We start from the raw sequence: 17471 nt of genomic DNA on the forward strand, positions 1-17471 counted from the left end.
CGGTAGGGGGGTCGACACCAATGCCACACCAGGCGACGCGGGCCTCTTGCAGACCGAGACCTTCACGCCGCTCATTGGTGGGTGCGCGGGAGGCACTGGCGGAGGCACCGGTAACGCTGCCGGTGGGCCTGGCGGTGCCGGTGGTGGCACCTTCCAGCTCTCCGTTGCCAGGAAGCTGACCGTTGCGAAGGTCCTCTCCGTGAGTGGTGGCGGTGGGTTGGGCGGCAAGGCGCACGCCTCGAGCTTCGCCGCGGCGGGTGGCGGTGGCGGTGGGAGCGGGGGCCGCATCGTGCTGGAAGCCTTCCAGGTGACCCTGACGCCCGATGCGCGGCTCACCGCCAATGGCGGCGGAGGTGGCGAGGGCGCCGGTGCCGGTCTTGGCACCGAGATTGATGGAGCGAATGGCGCGAGCGGCAGCGAGGACACCGAAAGCAGCGCCGGCGGCGGCTCGGGCTCAGTCACGGGTGGCGATGGTGGCGCGGGTGGCGCGGGTAGCGCTCCCGTTGCTGGTACCAACGGCGGGACCTTGGCTGTTGTCAGCGGCGGCGGCGGTGGCGGTGGCGGTGCCGCAGGCTCCATCTACCTGCGCAGCGTGCAGCTCTGCGCGCTGAGCACCGCCGTGATCAGTCCCGCACCCACGGGTGGCTGCGTACCCCCCTGACCCGCCTGGAGAGCGGCCAGGGCAGCAGCCACGGATGTGAAGTTTCGCACACTCAATGTGAATCCATGTATTGTGTGTCTCGCCTGTCGCACGACGCGCGGGCGAAACACATCTCAGGGGGAATCACATCATATGAACGGCAAGCAAATGCTGCGTCGCGGCGCTGTGCTGGGCTTTGGCTTCATCGCGCTGGCGGGCTGTGGGGGCCCGGACGCCGTGATCAACGATCCAGAGCTCGGCAACGTCGAGCAGGGCATCCTCGTCTCGACCAACGGCAGCTTCGAGCTCAACAGCATCGGCGCGTCCAACTACGTGGTCCTCAGCGCGGGCAGCACCGCGCTGCCGGGCTGGACCATCACCGCCGGCATCAAGGTGATGAAGAACACGTACAAGACGCCGCAGAATGGCGTGCAGTCCATCGACCTCAACGGCCTGGGCGCGGGCTCCCTGTACCAGGACGTGCCCACCGTCGTGGGCGGCGGCTACACGGTGACCTTCTACGTGTCCAACAGCCCCAACTGCGCCACGGTGTCCCGGTCGGCCACCATCAACTACGGCCCGTCCAGCGCCAGCTTCTCCAACGCGTCCGCGTCCTGGGGCCTGCGCACCTACGTGTTCAACGCCACCAGCACCACGTCGCGCATCACGCTCACCAGCACCTCCGGCGGCGTCGGCTGCGGTCTGGCCATCGACAACCTCCAGGTGAACGGGCCGTGATGCACGCGGTCCGCTGATCGAGCGGATCCATGCAGCCTCCGGGCCGCCGCTCCCCTTCCGTGGGGCGGCGGCCCTTTCATTCAAGATGTATTTCGCCTGTCATTGAGCACGGGCGAAACACATCTCAACGGGAATCACATCCATGCAGCCCCGGGCATTCGCGGGACGCGTTCTTCCGCGCACAAGGTCGCCTGGTTGCCCTCCAGGCGTCCGCCGTTCATCGATGCACGTTTCGCGGGGCCCCCCTTCCGGCGCACTGGCCATCGTGGACAGGAACCCCGAAGTTCCATGACCCGGTGATGGCCTTCGTTCGTGAAGGCGCGTCCGGGCGTGGAGGCACATGGGCGCGGTGGACGACATCCTGCAAGGTGGCGGCGCGTGTGGCGCCCTGCTGCGGCAGGTGGACTGGGCGAAGACGGCCGTGGGCCCCGTGGAGACGTGGCCGCAGTCGCTGCGCACGGCCGTTGGCATCGTGCTCGCGTCCAACTACCCGCTCTACGTCGCGTGGGGCCCGGAGTTCGTCCAGTTCTACAACGACGCCTACAGGCCCATCTGCGGACGCACGAAGCACCCCGGCGCCCTGGGACAGGCCGCGGCCGTCACCTGGCCGGAGGTCTGGCACATGCTGGGCCCCGGCTGGGAGCGCATGAAGCAGACCGGCGAGGCCCTCTTCGTCAACGACCTGATGATGCCGCTCGACCGCAACGGGTTCGTCGAGGAGTGCTACTTCACCTACAGCCACTCGCCCGTGCGCGACGAGTCCGGCGCCGTGGCCGGCATCTTCGCCGCGCTCACGGAGACCACCGCGCAGGTGCTCGGCACGCGGCGGCTGAACACCCTGCGCGAGCTGGGAGCCTCCACCGCGGAGCAGGCGACCACGGACAATGCCTGTCGCGAAGCCATGCGGGTCATCTCCATGGCGCCGCTCGACGTACCCTTCGCCCTGCTCTACCTGGTGGATGACGCCACCGGCACCGCGCGGCTCGCTGGGACGAGCGGCATCTCGGCGGGCGCTCTGCTCGCGCCCGAAGCGCCCCCCCTCCCGGATGGCGCCGGGGACGCGAGCACGAGCTGGCCCCTGGGGGCCGCCGCGAGCACCGGTGCCGCCTTCCTCTGGGAGAAGCTCCCCGGAGCGTCGGGCACCGCCGCGATCGGATCGTGGCCGGAGGGCACGGCGTCCGCGTGGGTGCAGCCCCTGCCGCGCGCGGGCCATGACCGGCCCGCGGGCTATCTGGTGACGGGCCTGAGTCCGCGGCTGGCGCTCGACGCGAAGTACCAGGGCTTCCTGGAGCTGCTGGCGCGGAGCGTGACGACGGCCATCTCCCAGGCCCGCGCGCGTGAAGAGGAGCGCCGCCGCGCGGAGGCCCTGTCCGCGTTGGACCGCGCGAAGACGGACTTCTTCAGCAACGTGAGCCACGAGTTCCGCACGCCGCTGGCGCTGATGCTGGGGCCGGTGGAGGACGGTCTCCAGGATCCACAGGAGCCGCTGGGCCCCCGGCAGCTCGAACGGCAGCAGACCGTGCACCGCAACGGCCTGCGGCTGCTCAAGCTCGTCAACACGCTGCTGGAGTTCTCCCGCATCGAAGCGGGCCGCCTGCACGCGACCGCGGTGCCCACGGACCTCGCCATGCTCACCCGCGGGCTCGCCAGCGGCTTCCGCTCCACCCTGGAGCGCGCGGGCCTGTCGCTCGACGTGGACTGTCCTCCGCTGCCGCACCCGGTGAAGGTGGATCCGGATCAGTGGGAGAAGATCGTCCTCAACCTCATCTCCAACGCGTTCAAGTTCACGCACCAGGGTGGCATCCGCGTGAGCCTGCGCTGGCAGGGCTCACAGGTCGCGCTGCTTGTCGCGGACACCGGCACGGGCATCCCGCCGGAGGAGCTGCCGCGCATCTTCGACCGCTTCCACCGCGTGCAGGGCTCGCGGGGACGCAGCTACGAGGGCAGCGGCATCGGGCTCGCGCTGGTGCGGGAGCTGGTACGGCTGCATGGCGGCGATGTGACAGTCGAAAGCGTTCCCGGCCAGGGCAGCACCTTCACCGTGACGCTGCCCACGGAGGAGTCCGCCGGGCTCCCCTCCCCTGTGGAGGCCACGTCCACGCCAGCGCGGGTCCCGATGAGCACGACCGCCGCGGCGTTCCTGGAGGAAGCGTCCGGATGGTTGGGGGCGGAAGGCGCGCCGGACACGCTCGCGGCCAACACGGGGCCCCTTCCCGCCACCAGGTTCGCGGGAGGTCACATCCTGTTCGTGGATGACAACGCGGACATGCGCGCGTACGTGCACTCACTGCTCGCGGACCGCTTCGAGGTGACGCTCGCGGCGAACGGGCTGGAGGCACTGGAGGCCTGCCGGGACCGCGTGCCGGACCTCGTCCTCAGCGACGTGATGATGCCGGAGCTGGATGGTTTCATGCTCCTGCGGCGGCTGCGTGAGACCCCGAGCACGGCGCACGTGCCTGTCATCCTGCTGTCGGCGCGCGCCGGAGAGGAGGCCACGGTGGAGGGCCTGCGCATGGGCGCCACCGACTACCTGGTGAAGCCGTTCTCCGCGCGCGAGCTGCTGGCGCGCGTGGAAGGCAACCTCGCCGCGGCGCAGGCGCGGCAGGAGCAGCGCCGGGCGGAACGGGAGCGCGAGAAGCTGATCGCGGTGGTGGAGCAGTCCTCGGACCTCATTGGGATTGGAGATCCGGACGGACAGGCGGTGTTCGTCAACGAGGCGGGCCAGCGGATGTTGGGGCTGGAGGGTCCGGACGCGGTGCGGAGGACGCACCTGCTCGATTACTTCCTGGAGGAGGACCGGGCCTACGTGCGCGACGTCATCCTGCCCAGGCTGCGCGAGCAGGGGCGCTGGGACGGCGAGTTCCGCCTCCGGCATTTCCGCACCGGGGCGGCGGTGCCCGTGCACTACAACTTCTTCATGCTGCGCGATGCCGCGACGGGCGAGGACATCGGCATCGCCACGGTGAGCCGCGACATCACCGAACGCCACCGGCGCGAGGCGGAGGCGCGCGAGCAGCGCGAGTTCGAACAACAGCTCATCGGCATCGTCAGCCACGACCTGCGCAACCCGCTCAACGCCATCCTCCTGTCGGCGAATGCCCTGCTCCAGCGCGACGACCTGGGCGAGCGGGCGACGAAGAACACCGGCCGCATCATCAGCAGCGCCGAGCGCGCGAACCGCCTCATCCGCGATCTGCTGGACGTGACCCAGGCGCGGCTGGGCGGAGGGCTGCCGGTGCACCGCGGCCGCATGGACTTCCACGAGGTCACGCGTCAGTCGCTGGAGGAGGTCCAGGTGGCGTTCCCGGAGCGCCAGGTGGTGCTGGAGCAGCAGGGCGACGGCCTGGGCACCTGGGACGAGGAGCGGCTGGGCCAGGTGGTGCAGAACCTGGTCACCAACGCGCTCCGCTACGGCGAGCCCGGCTCCACGGTGCGGATGTCCACGCGCGAGGACGGGAACGACCTGGTGCTGGAGGTCCACAACCGGGGCCGTCCCATCCCGCCGGAGATGCTGCCCACCCTCTTCCAGGCGATGCGGCGCGGCAACCACGACGAGGGCCGCTCCTCGCGCAGCGTGGGGCTGGGGCTCTACATCGTGCAGCAGGTGGTGCGCGCGCACGGAGGCCACGTGAGCGCGGCCTCCAGCGCCGAGGCCGGCACGACCTTCACGGTCCGCCTGCCAAGGGAAGCGCCCCCCGCCTACGACACCGTGTCCTGAAGCCTGTTCGTTGGCCCGGAGCGCGGCGGCGGCGGCCCGGAAGCGGACAGCGGCCTACTTTTCGGAAGGCAGGCGTGGGCGCCAGCGATATGGATGGCCCATGCGCAACGCACTGATGGCGGCTTCGTTCCTTGCCCTCGCGGGCTGTTCCCACTCGACGCCCACGAATCCGGCGTCCACTCCCCAGACCCAGGCGGCGGCCCTGTCGGCGCAGGCCCTGGTGGACGCGCCGGACCGCACGGAGGCGGACCGCAAGCTGGACGCGGGCCGGCACCCCGCGGCCCTGCTGGAGTTCGTGGGCGTGAAGCCCGGCATGCACGTCGCGGAGCTGATGGCGGGCGGGGGTTACACCACGGAGCTGCTGGCGCGCGCGGTGGGGCCCACGGGCAAGGTGTACGGCGAGAACCCCAAGGTCGTGCTGGAGAAGTTCGCGGAGAAGCCCTGGCAGGAGCGGCTGGCGCGGCCGGTGAACCAGAACGTGGTGCGCCTGGACCGCGAGCTGGACGCGCCCTTCCCGCCCGAGCTGAACGGCACGCTGGACGCGGTGGTGAGCCACATCATCTACCACGACACGGGCTGGCTGGGCGTGGACCGGGCGAAGATGAACGCGGCGGTGTTCCAGGCGCTCAAGCCCGGCGGCGTGTACGTCATCTTCGACTCCAGCGCGAAGGCGGGCACGGGCATCTCGGAAGGACAGACGCTGCACCGCATCGACGAGCAGCTGGTGCGCGACGAGGTGCAGGCCGCGGGCTTCAAGTTCCAGGAGGAAGGCAACACGTGGCGCAACCCGGAGGACACGCGCGACTGGAGCTCCAGCCCGGGAGCCGCGGGTGAGCGCCGGGGCACGAGCGACCGGTTCGCGCTGAAGTTCGTCAAGCCGTAGGACGGAGCCACGACGCCCATGGCCTCACGCAAGTTCAAGGCGAAGCTCGAGGTGGCCAACGACGTGGGAGGCCGGTTCGTGCGCTGTCCGTTCGACAGCCGCGAGGCCTACGGTGAAGCGAGGCCCCCCGTGGTGGGCACCGTCAACGGGCATCCCTTCCGGAGCCGGTTGATGGTGTACGGCGGCATCACCTACCTGGGCTTCACCAAGGACGTGCGCGAGGCCGCGGGCGTGGAGGACGGCGCGATGCTGAGCATCACGCTGGAGAAGGACACGGCCCCTCGCGAGGTCGAGGTGCCGGAGGATCTCCAGCGTGCGTTGGACGCGGAGCCGGCGCTGCGGGACGTGTTCACGAAGCTCGCCTTCACGCACCGCAAGGAGTTCGTGCAGGCGCTCACCGAGGCGAAGAAAGAGGAGACCCGCGCGCGCCGCCTGGCGCAGACGCTGGAGAAGCTTCGCGCCAAGGTGGGGAAGTAGCATCGGAGGCACACCCTGTTCGATGACCGCGATGACCGCGATCAACACGGCGGCCGACAGGCTCAAGGAGATGGGGGGACTGGAGCTGCTGCTCTACGGCTGGGTGGGTGTGCCCAAGCTGCAGTTCGGCTGGCTTGCCAATCCCCTGCTGCTCGTTGCCCTGGGCCTGCTCGCGGCGGGGGCGTACCGGAAGGCGCTCCGGGTCGGCACAGCGGCTTGCGTCCTCGGGCTGTCGTCGCTCACCTGGTACGCAGTCCCCATCCCCGTGAGCTTTGGCGGCGCGAACAGCGACCTCCAGTTGTTCCATCCCTCCATCGGCTTCTTCTTCTGGATGGCCAGCCTGCTGGTAGCGCCCGTCACGGCCCATCTCCTGTCGCAGCGCGAGACAGGGTCCAAGCCTCAGGTGTCCTCGCCATCCGAACCGAACGTCTGACCTCTCGCCGCCGTGAGCAGCAGGTCGTACTTGCCGCCCAGGAACGTGCGGAAGCCGTGCTGGTGCAGGTAGCGGCGGTAGAAGGACAGATCCTTCACCAGCAACGACAGGTCCGGTTCGCGCAGGTTGCGCACGCGCGCGCCGTACACGACCTCTCCGTCGCGGAAGCGTGAGTTGGGGAACCCCAGCACCAGCGAAGCCTTGGGCTCCAGGTGCTCCTGCACCAGCTTTCGCAGCAGCGCCCGGTCATCCACGCCTGGACTCTGCAACGTGCCCACCGACACCACCGCGTCGAAGCGGCCCAGGTCCGCCGGCAGCGCGTTCAGGTCCGCCTGCACGAACGCATGGCGCGCATCCGGGAACGCCGCGCGTGCCTCCGCCAGTGCGCTCGCGCTGTGATCCACGCCGACGAAGCGGATGCCCTCCACGTCCGCGAACGCGGCCAGCTCGTCGCCCCGGTTGACGCCCAGGTCCAGGAGCCGTGCTCCGGGTGGCAATGCCAGCCGCCCCACCGCCTCCAGCCAGGGCACCAGGAAGCCCGCGTCCTCGAACTTCCGCACCCGCGCGAAGTCGGACGCGGCGCCATAGCGCTCCTGCGGCGCCTCCGTGCGCGCCCCTCCGCCCGCGTGCCACGAAGCCTCCGAACCCAGCGGCTCGAACGTGAGCCGCACGTGCGTCGCATCCAGCGCGCGTGGCGTGCGCAGCCGGCACGACAGTCCCTCCGCCAGGTCGCACCAGCTCCGCAGCGGCCGGTGCACGAGCCCTCCCTCCACGCGCTCCCCCGGATAGCGCCCGTGCCCCAGGTCCGGATCCGGCACATCGATGGACACGGGCCCTGTCGGCAACAGCGCCTCCAGGTGGCGCAGCACCTGGATCAACGGCTCGGCGAGGAAGCGGCGGGGGCTTTCGGAGGGGGGATGCGACGACATGCGCCGCACCCTACCCCGCGTGGCTCAGTGGGACTCCACCACGATCTTCCCGAACGCTCCCTTGCGCAGGTGCTCCAGGGCCGCGGGCAGGGCCTCCAGCGGATAGCGCGCGTCGATGACCGGCTTGAGCCCGGTGGCGTCCACCGCGCGCACCAGGGACTCCAGGGACCGCCGGGTGCCCACGTTGATGCCGCGAATCGTCGGCTCCTTGAGCAGGAGCGGACCGGACGGCCCCGTCACCGTGAAGCCCTCGAACACGCCAATCACGGAGATGGTCCCATGCAGCGCCACCGCCTCGATGGACCGGCCCAGGTTCGTGCCGCCCGCCAGTTCCAGGATGTGGTCCACGCCCCGGTCCGCGGTGAGCCGGTAGACGGCCTCCACCCAATCCTCCCGCTCGCGATGGATGCCATGCGTCGCGCCCAGCGCCTTCGCGCGCGCCAGCTTCTCGTCGCTCCCCGACGTCACGATGACATCCGCGCCCTGCGCCCGAGCAAGCTGCAACCCGAACAGCGCCACGCCGCCCGTGCCCTGCACCAGCACCGTCTGTCCCGGCCGCACCGGGCCGTACTCAATCAGCGCGGTCCACGCGGTCAGCCCCGCGCAAGGCAACGTGCTGGCCTCGCCCGCGTCCAGCGTGGCCGGGGCCTTCACGAACCAGTCCTCCGGAAACGCGACGTACTCCGCGAGCACGCCCGGATACGCACCGCCCAGCGTCTTGTACGGAGGCGCGCGAGCCGTCCCCAGCGCCGGCCCGTCCAGGCGCCCCGGGGAGAACGTGGAGAGGACCTTCTCCCCCACCGCGAACCGCGTCACGCCCGCGCCCACCGCCGTCACCACGCCCGCCAGGTCCGAGCCCGGCGTGAACGGGAACGCCAGGGGCAGCCCCATCCCACTCTCCAGCACCAGCAGGTCCCGGTAGTTGAGCGATACGGCCGCCACCTTCACCAGCACCTCGCCCGGCTTGGGCTCCGGAACCGCCACGGTCCGCAGGTGAAGCCCGTCACGTCCCACGGCATCCAGCTCCCAGCGCTTCATCGTCGAGGTCCCCACGCGCACGGCTCCTTGCAACAGGTTCGCGGGGGAAGGTATTGGCGAGTGGAATTCTCCGGTGGCGACAAGAATTCCTCTCACTGTCGCCGCCAGGGCGACAATGGACGAACCATGAGTGATCCCCTGCAAGGCGTGGCCGTCTTCGTGGAGGCCGTGGAGGCCGGAGGCTTCTCCGCCGCCGCCGCGAAGCTGAACCTGTCGCGCTCCGCCGTGGGCAAGACGGTGGCGCGGCTGGAGGAACGGCTGGGCGTGCGCCTCTTCCACCGCACCACGCGTTCGCAGGGCCTGACCCAGGACGGACAGGTCTTCTACGAACGGTGTCTGCGTGCCCTGGGCGAACTGCGCGCGGGCGAAGCCCTGCTCGAGTCCGGCAAGCAGGAGGTCGCGGGCCGCCTGCGCGTCAGCATGCCCGTGCTCTACGGCCGCCGCTGCGTGGCGCCCATCCTGCGCGACCTGGCCCGCGCGCACCCGAAGCTGGAGCTGGACCTGTCGTTCAACGACCGCCTCGTGGACCTGCTGGAGGACGGCTTCGACCTGGTCATCCGCAACGCCGGCATCCGAGGGCTCGACACGGGCGACGGCCTCACCGCGCGCCGCGTCGGCTTCCAGCGCATGAGCGTGTGCGCGTCACCGGCCTACCTCCGCAAGCACGGCACGCCGCGCACGCTGGAGGCGCTGTCCGGCCACGAGTCCATCCGCTACGTCCGTTCGGGGACGGCGCGCACCTGGCTCTTTCCCCAGGAGGACGGCTCGAACGTGGAACTCGTTCCGAACGCGCGGCTGCGCTTCGACGACCTGGAGGCCATCATGGACGCGGCCGTCGCGGGCATGGGGCTGGCCTGGCTGCCCTGCTGGCTCATCCAGGAGCCCGTGCGCGACAAGAAGCTGGTGCGCGTGCTGACGGATCAGCCGGGCCTCTGCTTCGACGTCTACGCGCTCTGGCCCACGTCGCCCCACCTGCCCGTGCGGGTGCGCGCCGCCATCGACGCGCTCGCGAAGAAGCTGCCCTCCATCAAGTGACGTGGGCGGAGGCCAGGGCCCGCCGCGCCTGGACCTGTTCCCACACGAACGCGATGACCAGGAACCCACCGCCCACCGCGCACACACCCCGCCAGCCCGCGTGGTCCCACGCGATGGCGGAGAGCGCCGAACCGCAGGCCCCGCCCACGAAATAGAACATCTTGTAGAGCGTGTTGAGGCGTGTCTGCGCGGTCGGGTGCAGGCGGTACAGCTCCGTCTGGTTGGACACCGTGGCGGCCTGCGCTCCCAGGTCCAGCAGCACCACGCCCGCGATGAGCCCGGCCCACAGCGTCCCGAAGGCGGCGAAGACCCCGAAGGCCGCGAGCATCGTGACGATGCACGCCCGGACGATCTTCCTCGCACCAATCCGCTGCGCGTGCCGTCCGGTGACGTTCGCGGCGAGCGCCCCCACCGTCCCGATGAGGCCGAACATGCCTGCCGTCCCGGGGCCCTGGTGGTACGCGTCACTGCTCAGGAAGAAGGCCAGCGACGCCCAGAACGCGGAGAGCGCGGCGTACATCAGGGCGCCCGTGAGCGCGATGGCCCGCAGGCCGGGCACGTCCCTCAGCAGCACCCACAGCGATTGCAGCAGGCGCGGGTACGACAGCCGCGTGGAGGACTCATAGCGGGGCAGCCCCAGCCGCAGCGTCATCGCCAGCCCCACCATCGTCGCGCCGGCCGCGAAGTACATCCCTCGCCAGCCCAGGTGCGTCGCCACGAAGCCGCTGAGCGTGCGGGAGAGCAGCACGCCCACCAGCGCGGCGCTGAGCACGACGCCCAGGTTCCGGCCCCGCTCTTCGGGGGCACTGAGCGCCGCGACGAAGGGGATGAGGATCTGCACCAGCACGGACGTCAGCCCGATGGCCGCGCAGGCGACCAGGAACAGGGGGAAGGTCGGCGCCAGCCCCGCCGCGAAGAGCGCCGCCGCCGCGAGCCCCAGCATCGTCACCAGCAGGCCGCGCTTCTCCAGCACGTCGCCCAGCGGCGTCAGGAGCACCAGCCCCGCCACGTAGCCCAGCTGCGACGTCATCGGCACGGAGCCCACCGCGGAGGCGGACAGGCCGAAGGTCTGGGCAATGACGCCCAGCAGCGGCTGGCTGTAATAGACGTTACCCACCGCGAGCACGGTCGCCGTCGTCATCGTCCACAGCAGCCGGCGGTCCATCGGCACGGCCTGGGGCACGGCGGCTGGGATGACGGCGGAGGAGGTCTCCATGCCCCATGCCTAGCGCTCGCCCGTCCATACATCCAATATATCCTGGGTCTGGAACCCAGACCTGGAGCATATGGACCATGGAGCTGCGCCACCTGCGGTACTTCGTCGCGGTCGCGGAGGAGCTCAGCTTCACCCGCGCCGCGAAGCGGCTGCACATCGCCCAGCCGCCGCTCAGTCAGCAGATCCGCAAGTTCGAGACCGAACTGGGCGGCGCCCTCTTCGAACGCGAGGGGCGCACGGTGCGCCTCACGAAGCTGGGGAGCGAGCTGCTGCCGGAAGCCCACCAGTTGCTGGAGCGCGAAGCGGTTCCAGGAACACGCGGCGAGGCAGGCCCGGGGCGAACAGGATGTGCTGGTGCTGGGGCTCATCTCGTCGTTCGCGACGCCTCGGTTCGCCACGATGCTCCGGGCCTTCCAGAAGAAGGTACCGGGGGTCCACATCGAGCTGAGCAACCACCCCTCCGCGTGGCAGCTGGAGGCGCTGGAGCGGGGCACGCTGGACGTGGGCATCCTGCGCCCGCGCGAGCGGATGCCTCCCAACGTCGTCTATCACCTCATCCGGCGCGAGCCCTTCCGGCTGGCGGTGCCTTCACGGCATCCGTTCGCGAAGCGAAAGGCGGTGACGTGGAAGGACCTGCGGGATGAACCGCTCGTCCTGGTGGAGCCCGGCGTCGCGCCGCCCGACTACTACGCAGCCTTCTTCGACCGGCTCCGCGACGTGGGAGTCGAGCCCGCCGTGCGCCAGTACGCGCAGAACGTCGCGACGAAGATCTGGTTCGTCTCCGCGGGCTTCGGCATCGCACCCATCCCGCACACGCCCGACACGGAGCACCACTCCGGCGTGGCCTTCATCGACCTGCCGGAGGACGCGCCGGTGACGAACACCGCCATCGCCTGGCGCAAGGCGGGTGGCACACCCGCCCTGCTCCGTTTCATCGAGTTCGCGCGCGAGTCCTTCGCCGCGCACTGAAGCCCTACGACGGCTCCTTCACCACCGCCCGCCGGATGCCCTTCAGCTTGTCGGGGTTGCGCGTCACGTAGAGCGCGACGATGCGGCCGTCCTCGATGGCGAGCGCCGTGGTCTGCAGCGTCCCGTCCGCCTCGATCGTGACATACGCGGGCAGGCCGTCGAGGGTGCCCTCGTGCACGAGCTGCGCCGGGTTCACTGCGGGAATGCGCCGCAGCCCTTCGAAGAAGCGCACCAGCTTCTCCCGGCCATAGATGGGGTTGAGGACCGCCTTCGCCTTGCCGCCACCATCGGCGTACAGGATGACGTCCTGGGCCAGGAGTGCCTGGAGCGCCTGCGTGTCACCGCTCCGGGACGCGGCATGGAACGCCGAGGCCAGCTCGTGGCCCTTCGCCTCCGTCACGGGGAAGCGGGGCCGGGCCTCCTGCACGTGGGCCCGCGCGCGGCTGGCGAGCTGGCGGCAGGCCGCGGGGTCCCGGTCGATGGCCTTCGCCACCTCCTCGAAGTCCATGCCGAACACGTCGTGCAGGAGGAACGCGGCCCGCTCCAGGGGGGACAGACGCTCCAGGGCCATCATCAGGGTCAGCGTCAAGTCGTCGCCCTCCACTGTCTCGATGATGGGCTCTGGAAGCCAGGTTCCCACGTACTCCTCGCGCCGCACGCGCGCGGACTTCAGGACGTCCAGGCACAGGCGCGTCACCGTGCGGACGAGCACGGCTTCGGCGTCCCGCACGGCGTCGCGGTCCGTCTGGTGCCAACGGAGGTATGCCTCCTGAACCACGTCCTCCGCCTCCGCGACGATGCCCAGCATCCGGTACGCGATGCGGAGCAGGCGGGGGCGGAGCGGGTCGAAGGCGTCCGCGGGGTTCGTGTCAGGCGGCTTCACTGCGAGCGGTCACCGGGTGGATGGCCCGGAAGCCGATGGCGAACCGGTTCCAGGAGTTGATCACGCCAATCATGAGGGTCAGCTTCACGATCTCCTCTTCGGTGAAGTGGGGCTTGAGCGCAGCGTAGTCCTCGTCCGGGGCGTGTGTCGTGGAGACGAGCGTCAGGGCCTCGGTCCAGCCCAGGGCCGCCCGCTCGCGCTCGGTGTACAGCGGCGACTCACGCCAGCCGTCCAGCAGGTAGATGCGCTCCTCGGTCTCGCCGTGCGCGCGGGCATCGCGGGTGTGCATGTGGATGCAGAAGGCGCAGCCGTTGAGCTGGGAGGAGCGGATCTTGACCAGCTCGCGGAGGCTCGGCTCCAGCCCCAGCGCCTCCACCTTCTTGCTGAAATCCAGCATGAGGTTGACGGCGTCCGGCGCGACCGCGAAAGCATTCATGCGGGTCTTCATTGGTAAGTCCTCGTTCTGGGAGGCGAAGTGCCTTTCCACCCCCAGGACGACGCAGCAGGGGCCGCGTGTGACATGGCCATTAAAAAAGCGAAGATGGCCACCCAGGAGGTGTCCCGGATGGAGACCGTGAAGGACGTGGAGACGCTTGAACGCCTGTACGGGGTTCCCGGGAAGTCGTCCGTCCTCAAGGAAGTGGACCACCTGCACCCGGCGTATCGGCCCCTCATCGAGCGGTCGCCGTTCATGGTGCTCGCCACCTCCGGGCCTGGAGGGCTGGATGCATCGCCACGAGGCGACCCCGCGGGGTTCGTGGTCATCGAGGACGCGCACACGCTGCTGCTGCCTGATCGCCGGGGCAACAACCGCATGGACTCGCTGAGGAACATCCTGGCGGATCCGCGTGTCGCGCTGCTGTTCTTCGTCCCCGGCGTGAACGAGACCCTGCGCGTCAACGGCCGGGCGAGCATCGTCATCGAGCCGTCGATGCTGGAGCGCTTCATCCACGAGGGAAAGACGCCGCGCTCCGTGCTGCGCATCACCGTGGAGACGGTCTACTTCCAGTGCAGCCGCGCGTTGGTCCGCTCCGGGCTCTGGGACCCGGCCCGGCACATCCCCCGCTCCGAGTTCCCCAGCCCCGGCTCCATCCTCGAGGCGCTGAGCCCGGAATCCTTCAACGCGAGCGAGTACGACCGCGAGCTGCCCGGCCGGGTGAAGACGACGCTGTACTGAGCCTCAAGCGCCCGCGTCGAACAGCGTGGCCTTGCGCACGCGAACCCGGAGCGTCTGGCCGGCGCGGACGCCCTCCAGCGCCGGCCCGATGACGCGAAGGAACGCGTCCCCCACCGGGAAGCGGTACTCCGCGGAGTGCCCCAGGAACAGGCGAGCGGAGAGCACCAGCGGCGTGCCGGTCTCCCCCAGCTCCAGATCCTCCGGACGCACGACCAGCGTTCCCGGTCCGCTCTTCGCTTCCATGGGCAGGTCGAACGCGGTCTCCGTCCCCGCGCAGTGGAAGGCACCTGGGCGCACCTCCCCCCGCAGCACGTTCGCGCCCCCGACGAAGCCCGCGACGAACGGCGTCGCGGGTTCCCGGTACAGCCGCTCCGGCGTGTCCACCTGTTCGATGACGCCCCGGTTCATGACGGCGATGCGGTCCGACAGGGCCAGCGCCTCCCCCTGGTCGTGCGTGACGAACACCAGCGTCGTGCCCAGCCGGGCCCGCAGCGCGGCGATCTCCGCGCGCAGCTCCTCGCGCAACGCCGCGTCCAGGTTCGACAGGGGTTCGTCCAGCAGCAGCACGCGAGGCCCCGCCACCAGCGCCCGCGCGAGCGCCACGCGCTGCAACTGCCCACCGGACAGCTCGTGCGGCATCCGTGCCGCGAACGCTTCCAGCCGCACCCATCGCAGGGCTTCACGCACGCGTGATGCAACCTCGTGGCGAGGCACCTTCCGGAGCACCAGGGGATAGGCGACGTTCGCTTCGACACTGCGGTGCGGCCAGATGGCGTAGCTCTGGAACACCATGCCCAGGCCGCGCTTCTCGGGCGGAATGCGCACGCCGGGTCCGGCGACGACTTCGTCACCCAGCCGGATGATGCCCGCGTCCGGATGCTCCAGCCCCGCGAGCATCCGCAGCGTCGTCGTCTTCCCGCAGCCGGAAGGCCCCAGCAGCGACACCAGCTCGCCCTGCCCCACTTGCAGGCTCAAGCCGCGCACCACGGGCGTCCCACCGTACGCCTTGACCAATCCCTCCAGGACGATGGCCGCCATCACCGCACCTCCGGTACGCGACGCCGAGCCCACGCCAGCACCGCCTGTCCCGCCACCACCAGCGCCACGAACGCGCACGCGAGCACGGCCGCGGCGGCCGGGTCCGCGTAGCTCTGCAACTCAAACAACAGCGTGCCCAGCACCTCGGAGCCCGCGGGCACCAGCAGCACGGACAAGGTGATCTCCGTGGCGCACGCGAGGAACGCGAGCACGAACGCCACCGTGAGCGAGGGCCGGAGCAACGGCAGTGTCGCGTCCATGAACGCTCGAACAGGTCCCGCACCGCCGACGCGAGCGGCCTCCGCGAGGGACGGATCCACCTGGGCCAGGGCCTCGGAGCTGTTGCGCTCGCCCAGGGCCAGGTACTTGCCCACGTAGCCCACGAGCAGCAGCCACGGCGTATGCGCCAGCGCCAGCACGAACACGACACGGTCCACCACCACCAGCCGCCAATCGCGTGAGAACGCCACCAGCAGCGCGAGCGCCAGCACCGTGCCCGGCACCGCGAAGGGCCACACCGCCATGGCCTCCACGGCCGCGCCGCCGCGGCGGAAGGCCTTTCGCAGGACGGCACCCGCGAGGCCCAGCAGCACCACCAGCAGCCCCGCCCCGGCCGCGAGCAACACGCTGCGCCCCGTGGCCCGAAGCGTACGCGCGTCCCACAGCACCCCGGACCAGTGCGATAGCGTCAGTGTGTCCCACGTCAGCGCCGCGCCGAAGCTGCGTTGCAGCGACGTCAGCAGGATGGCCGCCAGGGGCATCACCACCAGCACTCCGCCCACCACGCTCACACCCATGAGCGCCCAGGACCGCCAGGCTCCCAGCGCGAGCACGCGCGGAGACACACCCTTGCCCGCGCTCAATCGCACCCGTCCACTCCGGCCCAGCACCCAGGTCAGTCCCAGCGCCAGCGGTGTGAGCAGCAGAAGGAACGACGCGAGCACCGAGGCACGCGGCAGTCCCTCGTCGCTGCCCAGCAGCACCAGTTCATAGATGCGCGTGGTGAGGACGCGAGTGGGCGGCGACGCCGACACGCCCAACAGGTACGGAACACCAAAGGACGACGCGGCCATGAGGAACACCATCACCGCGCCCGACAACAGCGCGGGCAGCACCAGGGGCACCGTCGTATTCAGCAGGGCGCGCAGCGGCGAAGCACCACACACCCGGGCCGCTTCCTCCAGCGCGGGATCCACGCGCCGTAACGCCGCCGCTCCCGCGAGCAGGACCAAGGGCAGACCCGACAGGCCCTCCACGAACGCGATGCCCGCCGCGCCATAGAGGTCGAACACGTCCGCGCCCAGCATTCGGTTCAGATAGCCAGCGCGAGGGCTCGCGAGTGACAGCCACCCCATGCCCCAGATGAACGCGGGGATGGCGGAAGGCAGCGTGAACAGCACGGTGAACGCGCCCCTCAGGGGCAGGTCCGTGCGGAACAGGAGAAAGGCCAGTGGAGCCCCCAGGCACAGCGCCCACGCCGTCGCGCCCAGGGAGATGCCCAGCGTGTTCACCAGCGCCCCGGACTCCGCGGCGAGCATCGTGCCCATTCCGCCCGTCGCCGCCCCCACCCCCCGGACCAACAGCGCCACGACCGGAACCACAGCGAAGAGCAGCAGCGGCAAGAGCCACAGGGCCAACGCAAGCCACCGGCTCCTCATCGCGAGCCCCCATCAAGGGCCACGCGCCAGCGCTTGCGATACACCCGTCCCTCGGACAGGCCTTCAGTCCAAACAGTTGAGAAAGGAAGAATCCTGAAGGGAGGCCCCGGCCGCGACCCGGCGCACAAACCTGTCCGACTGTCGGACCAGTTGGGCCCAGCGCGGGAACCTGTCCGACTGTCGGACCGGCTGGGCCCACCCCGCGAACCTGTCCGACTGTCGGACCGGTTGGGCCATCCGCGTGAACCTGTCCGACTGTCCGACCGGCTGGGCCCACCCCGCGAACCTGTCCGACTGTCCGACAGGTTTGGGCCACCGCCGGGGGCCCCGCGTGCTGACGGCCTTCCGCTGTCGTTCTCCATCGGCCTGGCCGCGTCCTCCGCCATGGCGGACGTGCTCCCGTCCCGACCGAGCAGCGAAAACCTGTCCGACAGGAGGGTTGCGCGGAATAGCGGTTCAGCCTGGCCGCGATGCAGGGGGAGGAGCAGGGGCCTCGAAGAGGACGAAGACGCAAAAAAGCCGGCTGCGGGAGAGCAGCCGGCTGACGTTATGGGCCAGCAGCTTGAGGAAGACTTCCGCGTCGATGGTGGGCGGGTGCCGGGAGGAGAGGCGGTGAAAGCCCATGTCGTGCTGCAGCGA

The 17471-nt window shown here is 70.3% G+C and carries 15 protein-coding genes and 3 pseudogenes; 10 read left to right on the forward strand and 8 right to left on the reverse strand.

Annotated features, from left to right (window positions below; translation table 11 throughout):
• The first annotated feature begins 46 nt into the window (after positions 1 to 46).
• From D7X32_RS36050 to D7X32_RS36075, 6 genes are all read left to right on the forward strand, one after another.
• The gene (locus tag D7X32_RS36050; RefSeq protein WP_208752651.1) at positions 47 to 661 is read left to right on the forward strand and encodes a hypothetical protein; all 615 of its coding nucleotides are present in this window, start codon (positions 47 to 49) and stop codon (positions 659 to 661) included.
• 132 nt (positions 662 to 793) lie between these two features.
• Positions 794 to 1378 carry a DUF642 domain-containing protein gene (locus D7X32_RS36055; RefSeq protein ID WP_120607072.1) on the forward strand — a complete coding sequence of 195 codons (585 nt, stop codon included), beginning with the start codon at positions 794 to 796 and terminating at the stop codon, positions 1376 to 1378.
• Between the two features lie 340 nt (positions 1379 to 1718).
• Complete coding sequence (locus tag D7X32_RS36060) at positions 1719 to 5096, forward strand: ATP-binding response regulator (RefSeq protein WP_120607073.1); 3378 nt, start codon at positions 1719 to 1721, stop codon at positions 5094 to 5096.
• A gap of 100 nt (positions 5097 to 5196) precedes the next feature.
• Positions 5197 to 5979: a class I SAM-dependent methyltransferase gene (locus D7X32_RS36065; RefSeq protein WP_120607074.1), complete on the forward strand. Its 783-nt coding sequence runs from the start codon at positions 5197 to 5199 to the stop codon at positions 5977 to 5979.
• A gap of 18 nt (positions 5980 to 5997) precedes the next feature.
• Positions 5998 to 6456: a YdeI/OmpD-associated family protein gene (locus D7X32_RS36070; protein WP_120607075.1), complete on the forward strand. Its 459-nt coding sequence runs from the start codon at positions 5998 to 6000 to the stop codon at positions 6454 to 6456.
• 31 nt (positions 6457 to 6487) lie between these two features.
• Positions 6488 to 6889, forward strand: a complete 402-nt coding sequence (locus tag D7X32_RS36075) for a hypothetical protein (RefSeq protein ID WP_147450399.1) — start codon at positions 6488 to 6490, stop codon at positions 6887 to 6889.
• Here the strand turns inward: D7X32_RS36075 and D7X32_RS36080 are convergent.
• Both D7X32_RS36080 and D7X32_RS36085 read right to left on the reverse strand, forming a co-directional pair.
• The gene (locus tag D7X32_RS36080) at positions 6856 to 7818 is read right to left on the reverse strand and encodes a class I SAM-dependent methyltransferase (RefSeq protein ID WP_120607077.1); all 963 of its coding nucleotides are present in this window, start codon (positions 7816 to 7818) and stop codon (positions 6856 to 6858) included. The genes D7X32_RS36075 and D7X32_RS36080 overlap by 34 nt on opposite strands.
• A gap of 24 nt (positions 7819 to 7842) precedes the next feature.
• Entirely contained in the window at positions 7843 to 8871 is a 1029-nt protein-coding gene (locus tag D7X32_RS36085; protein ID WP_244239372.1) for a zinc-dependent alcohol dehydrogenase family protein, read from the reverse strand.
• 111 nt (positions 8872 to 8982) lie between these two features.
• Here D7X32_RS36085 and D7X32_RS36090 point away from each other — a divergent pair, with 111 nt between their 5' ends.
• On the forward strand, positions 8983 to 9891 hold the full coding sequence (locus D7X32_RS36090; RefSeq protein ID WP_120607079.1) for a LysR family transcriptional regulator: 909 nt from the start codon (positions 8983 to 8985) through the stop codon (positions 9889 to 9891).
• Here the strand turns inward: D7X32_RS36090 and D7X32_RS36095 are convergent.
• On the reverse strand, positions 9884 to 11107 hold the full coding sequence (locus tag D7X32_RS36095; RefSeq protein WP_120607080.1) for an MFS transporter: 1224 nt from the start codon (positions 11105 to 11107) through the stop codon (positions 9884 to 9886). The two genes, D7X32_RS36090 and D7X32_RS36095, sit on opposite strands and share 8 nt — an antisense overlap.
• Positions 11108 to 11184: 77 nt before the next feature.
• Between D7X32_RS36095 and D7X32_RS46355 the strand changes: the two are divergent.
• Both D7X32_RS46355 and D7X32_RS46360 read left to right on the forward strand, forming a co-directional pair.
• Positions 11185 to 11355 (forward strand): annotated as a pseudogene (locus D7X32_RS46355) (LysR family transcriptional regulator); the annotation flags it as partial.
• Between the two features lie 97 nt (positions 11356 to 11452).
• A pseudogene (locus D7X32_RS46360) lies at positions 11453 to 12076 on the forward strand (LysR family substrate-binding domain-containing protein); the annotation flags it as partial.
• Positions 12077 to 12080: 4 nt separating this feature from the next.
• On the opposite strand, the gene D7X32_RS36110 reads toward D7X32_RS46360, so the two are convergent.
• Both D7X32_RS36110 and D7X32_RS36115 read right to left on the reverse strand, forming a co-directional pair.
• On the reverse strand, positions 12081 to 12959 hold the full coding sequence (locus tag D7X32_RS36110; RefSeq protein WP_120607083.1) for a sigma-70 family RNA polymerase sigma factor: 879 nt from the start codon (positions 12957 to 12959) through the stop codon (positions 12081 to 12083).
• The gene (locus D7X32_RS36115; protein ID WP_120607084.1) at positions 12946 to 13407 is read right to left on the reverse strand and encodes a carboxymuconolactone decarboxylase family protein; all 462 of its coding nucleotides are present in this window, start codon (positions 13405 to 13407) and stop codon (positions 12946 to 12948) included. The genes D7X32_RS36110 and D7X32_RS36115 overlap by 14 nt, the downstream gene beginning before the upstream one ends.
• A 72-nt stretch (positions 13408 to 13479) precedes the next feature.
• On the opposite strand from D7X32_RS36115, the gene D7X32_RS36120 reads away from it, so the two are divergent.
• The gene (locus tag D7X32_RS36120) at positions 13480 to 14136 is read left to right on the forward strand and encodes a pyridoxamine 5'-phosphate oxidase family protein (RefSeq protein ID WP_244239373.1); all 657 of its coding nucleotides are present in this window, start codon (positions 13480 to 13482) and stop codon (positions 14134 to 14136) included.
• 3 nt (positions 14137 to 14139) lie between these two features.
• Here D7X32_RS36120 and D7X32_RS36125 read toward each other — a convergent pair whose 3' ends face one another.
• The 3 genes and pseudogenes from D7X32_RS36125 to D7X32_RS45690 form a co-directional block, all read right to left on the reverse strand.
• Positions 14140 to 15174: an ABC transporter ATP-binding protein gene (locus D7X32_RS36125; protein WP_167506547.1), complete on the reverse strand. Its 1035-nt coding sequence runs from the start codon at positions 15172 to 15174 to the stop codon at positions 14140 to 14142.
• Positions 15174 to 16832, reverse strand: a complete 1659-nt coding sequence (locus D7X32_RS36130) for an ABC transporter permease (RefSeq protein WP_120607087.1) — start codon at positions 16830 to 16832, stop codon at positions 15174 to 15176. Before D7X32_RS36130 ends, D7X32_RS36125 begins: the two co-directional genes overlap by 1 nt.
• Positions 16833 to 17288: 456 nt before the next feature.
• Positions 17289 to 17471, reverse strand: a pseudogene (locus D7X32_RS45690) (hypothetical protein); the annotation flags it as partial.

It is taken from the genome of Corallococcus carmarthensis, from assembly GCF_003611695.1.
GTDB classification, from domain to species: Bacteria; Myxococcota; Myxococcia; order Myxococcales; family Myxococcaceae; genus Corallococcus; species Corallococcus carmarthensis.

Coding starts and splice junctions, on each gene's coding strand:
- D7X32_RS36055 (WP_120607072.1), top strand. CDS start 794: ATGAACGGCAAGCAAATGCTGCGTCGCGGCGCTGTGCTGGGCTTTGGC.
- D7X32_RS36060 (WP_120607073.1), top strand. CDS start 1,719: ATGGGCGCGGTGGACGACATCCTGCAAGGTGGCGGCGCGTGTGGCGCC.
- D7X32_RS36065 (WP_120607074.1), top strand. CDS start 5,197: ATGCGCAACGCACTGATGGCGGCTTCGTTCCTTGCCCTCGCGGGCTGT.
- D7X32_RS36070 (WP_120607075.1), top strand. CDS start 5,998: ATGGCCTCACGCAAGTTCAAGGCGAAGCTCGAGGTGGCCAACGACGTG.
- D7X32_RS36075 (WP_147450399.1), top strand. CDS start 6,488: ATGACCGCGATCAACACGGCGGCCGACAGGCTCAAGGAGATGGGGGGA.
- D7X32_RS36080 (WP_120607077.1), bottom strand. CDS start 7,818: ATGTCGTCGCATCCCCCCTCCGAAAGCCCCCGCCGCTTCCTCGCCGAG.
- D7X32_RS36090 (WP_120607079.1), top strand. CDS start 8,983: ATGAGTGATCCCCTGCAAGGCGTGGCCGTCTTCGTGGAGGCCGTGGAG.
- D7X32_RS36095 (WP_120607080.1), bottom strand. CDS start 11,107: ATGGAGACCTCCTCCGCCGTCATCCCAGCCGCCGTGCCCCAGGCCGTG.
- D7X32_RS36115 (WP_120607084.1), bottom strand. CDS start 13,407: ATGAAGACCCGCATGAATGCTTTCGCGGTCGCGCCGGACGCCGTCAAC.
- D7X32_RS36120 (WP_244239373.1), top strand. CDS start 13,480: ATGGCCATTAAAAAAGCGAAGATGGCCACCCAGGAGGTGTCCCGGATG.
- D7X32_RS36125 (WP_167506547.1), bottom strand. CDS start 15,174: ATGGCGGCCATCGTCCTGGAGGGATTGGTCAAGGCGTACGGTGGGACG.
- D7X32_RS36130 (WP_120607087.1), bottom strand. CDS start 16,832: ATGAGGAGCCGGTGGCTTGCGTTGGCCCTGTGGCTCTTGCCGCTGCTG.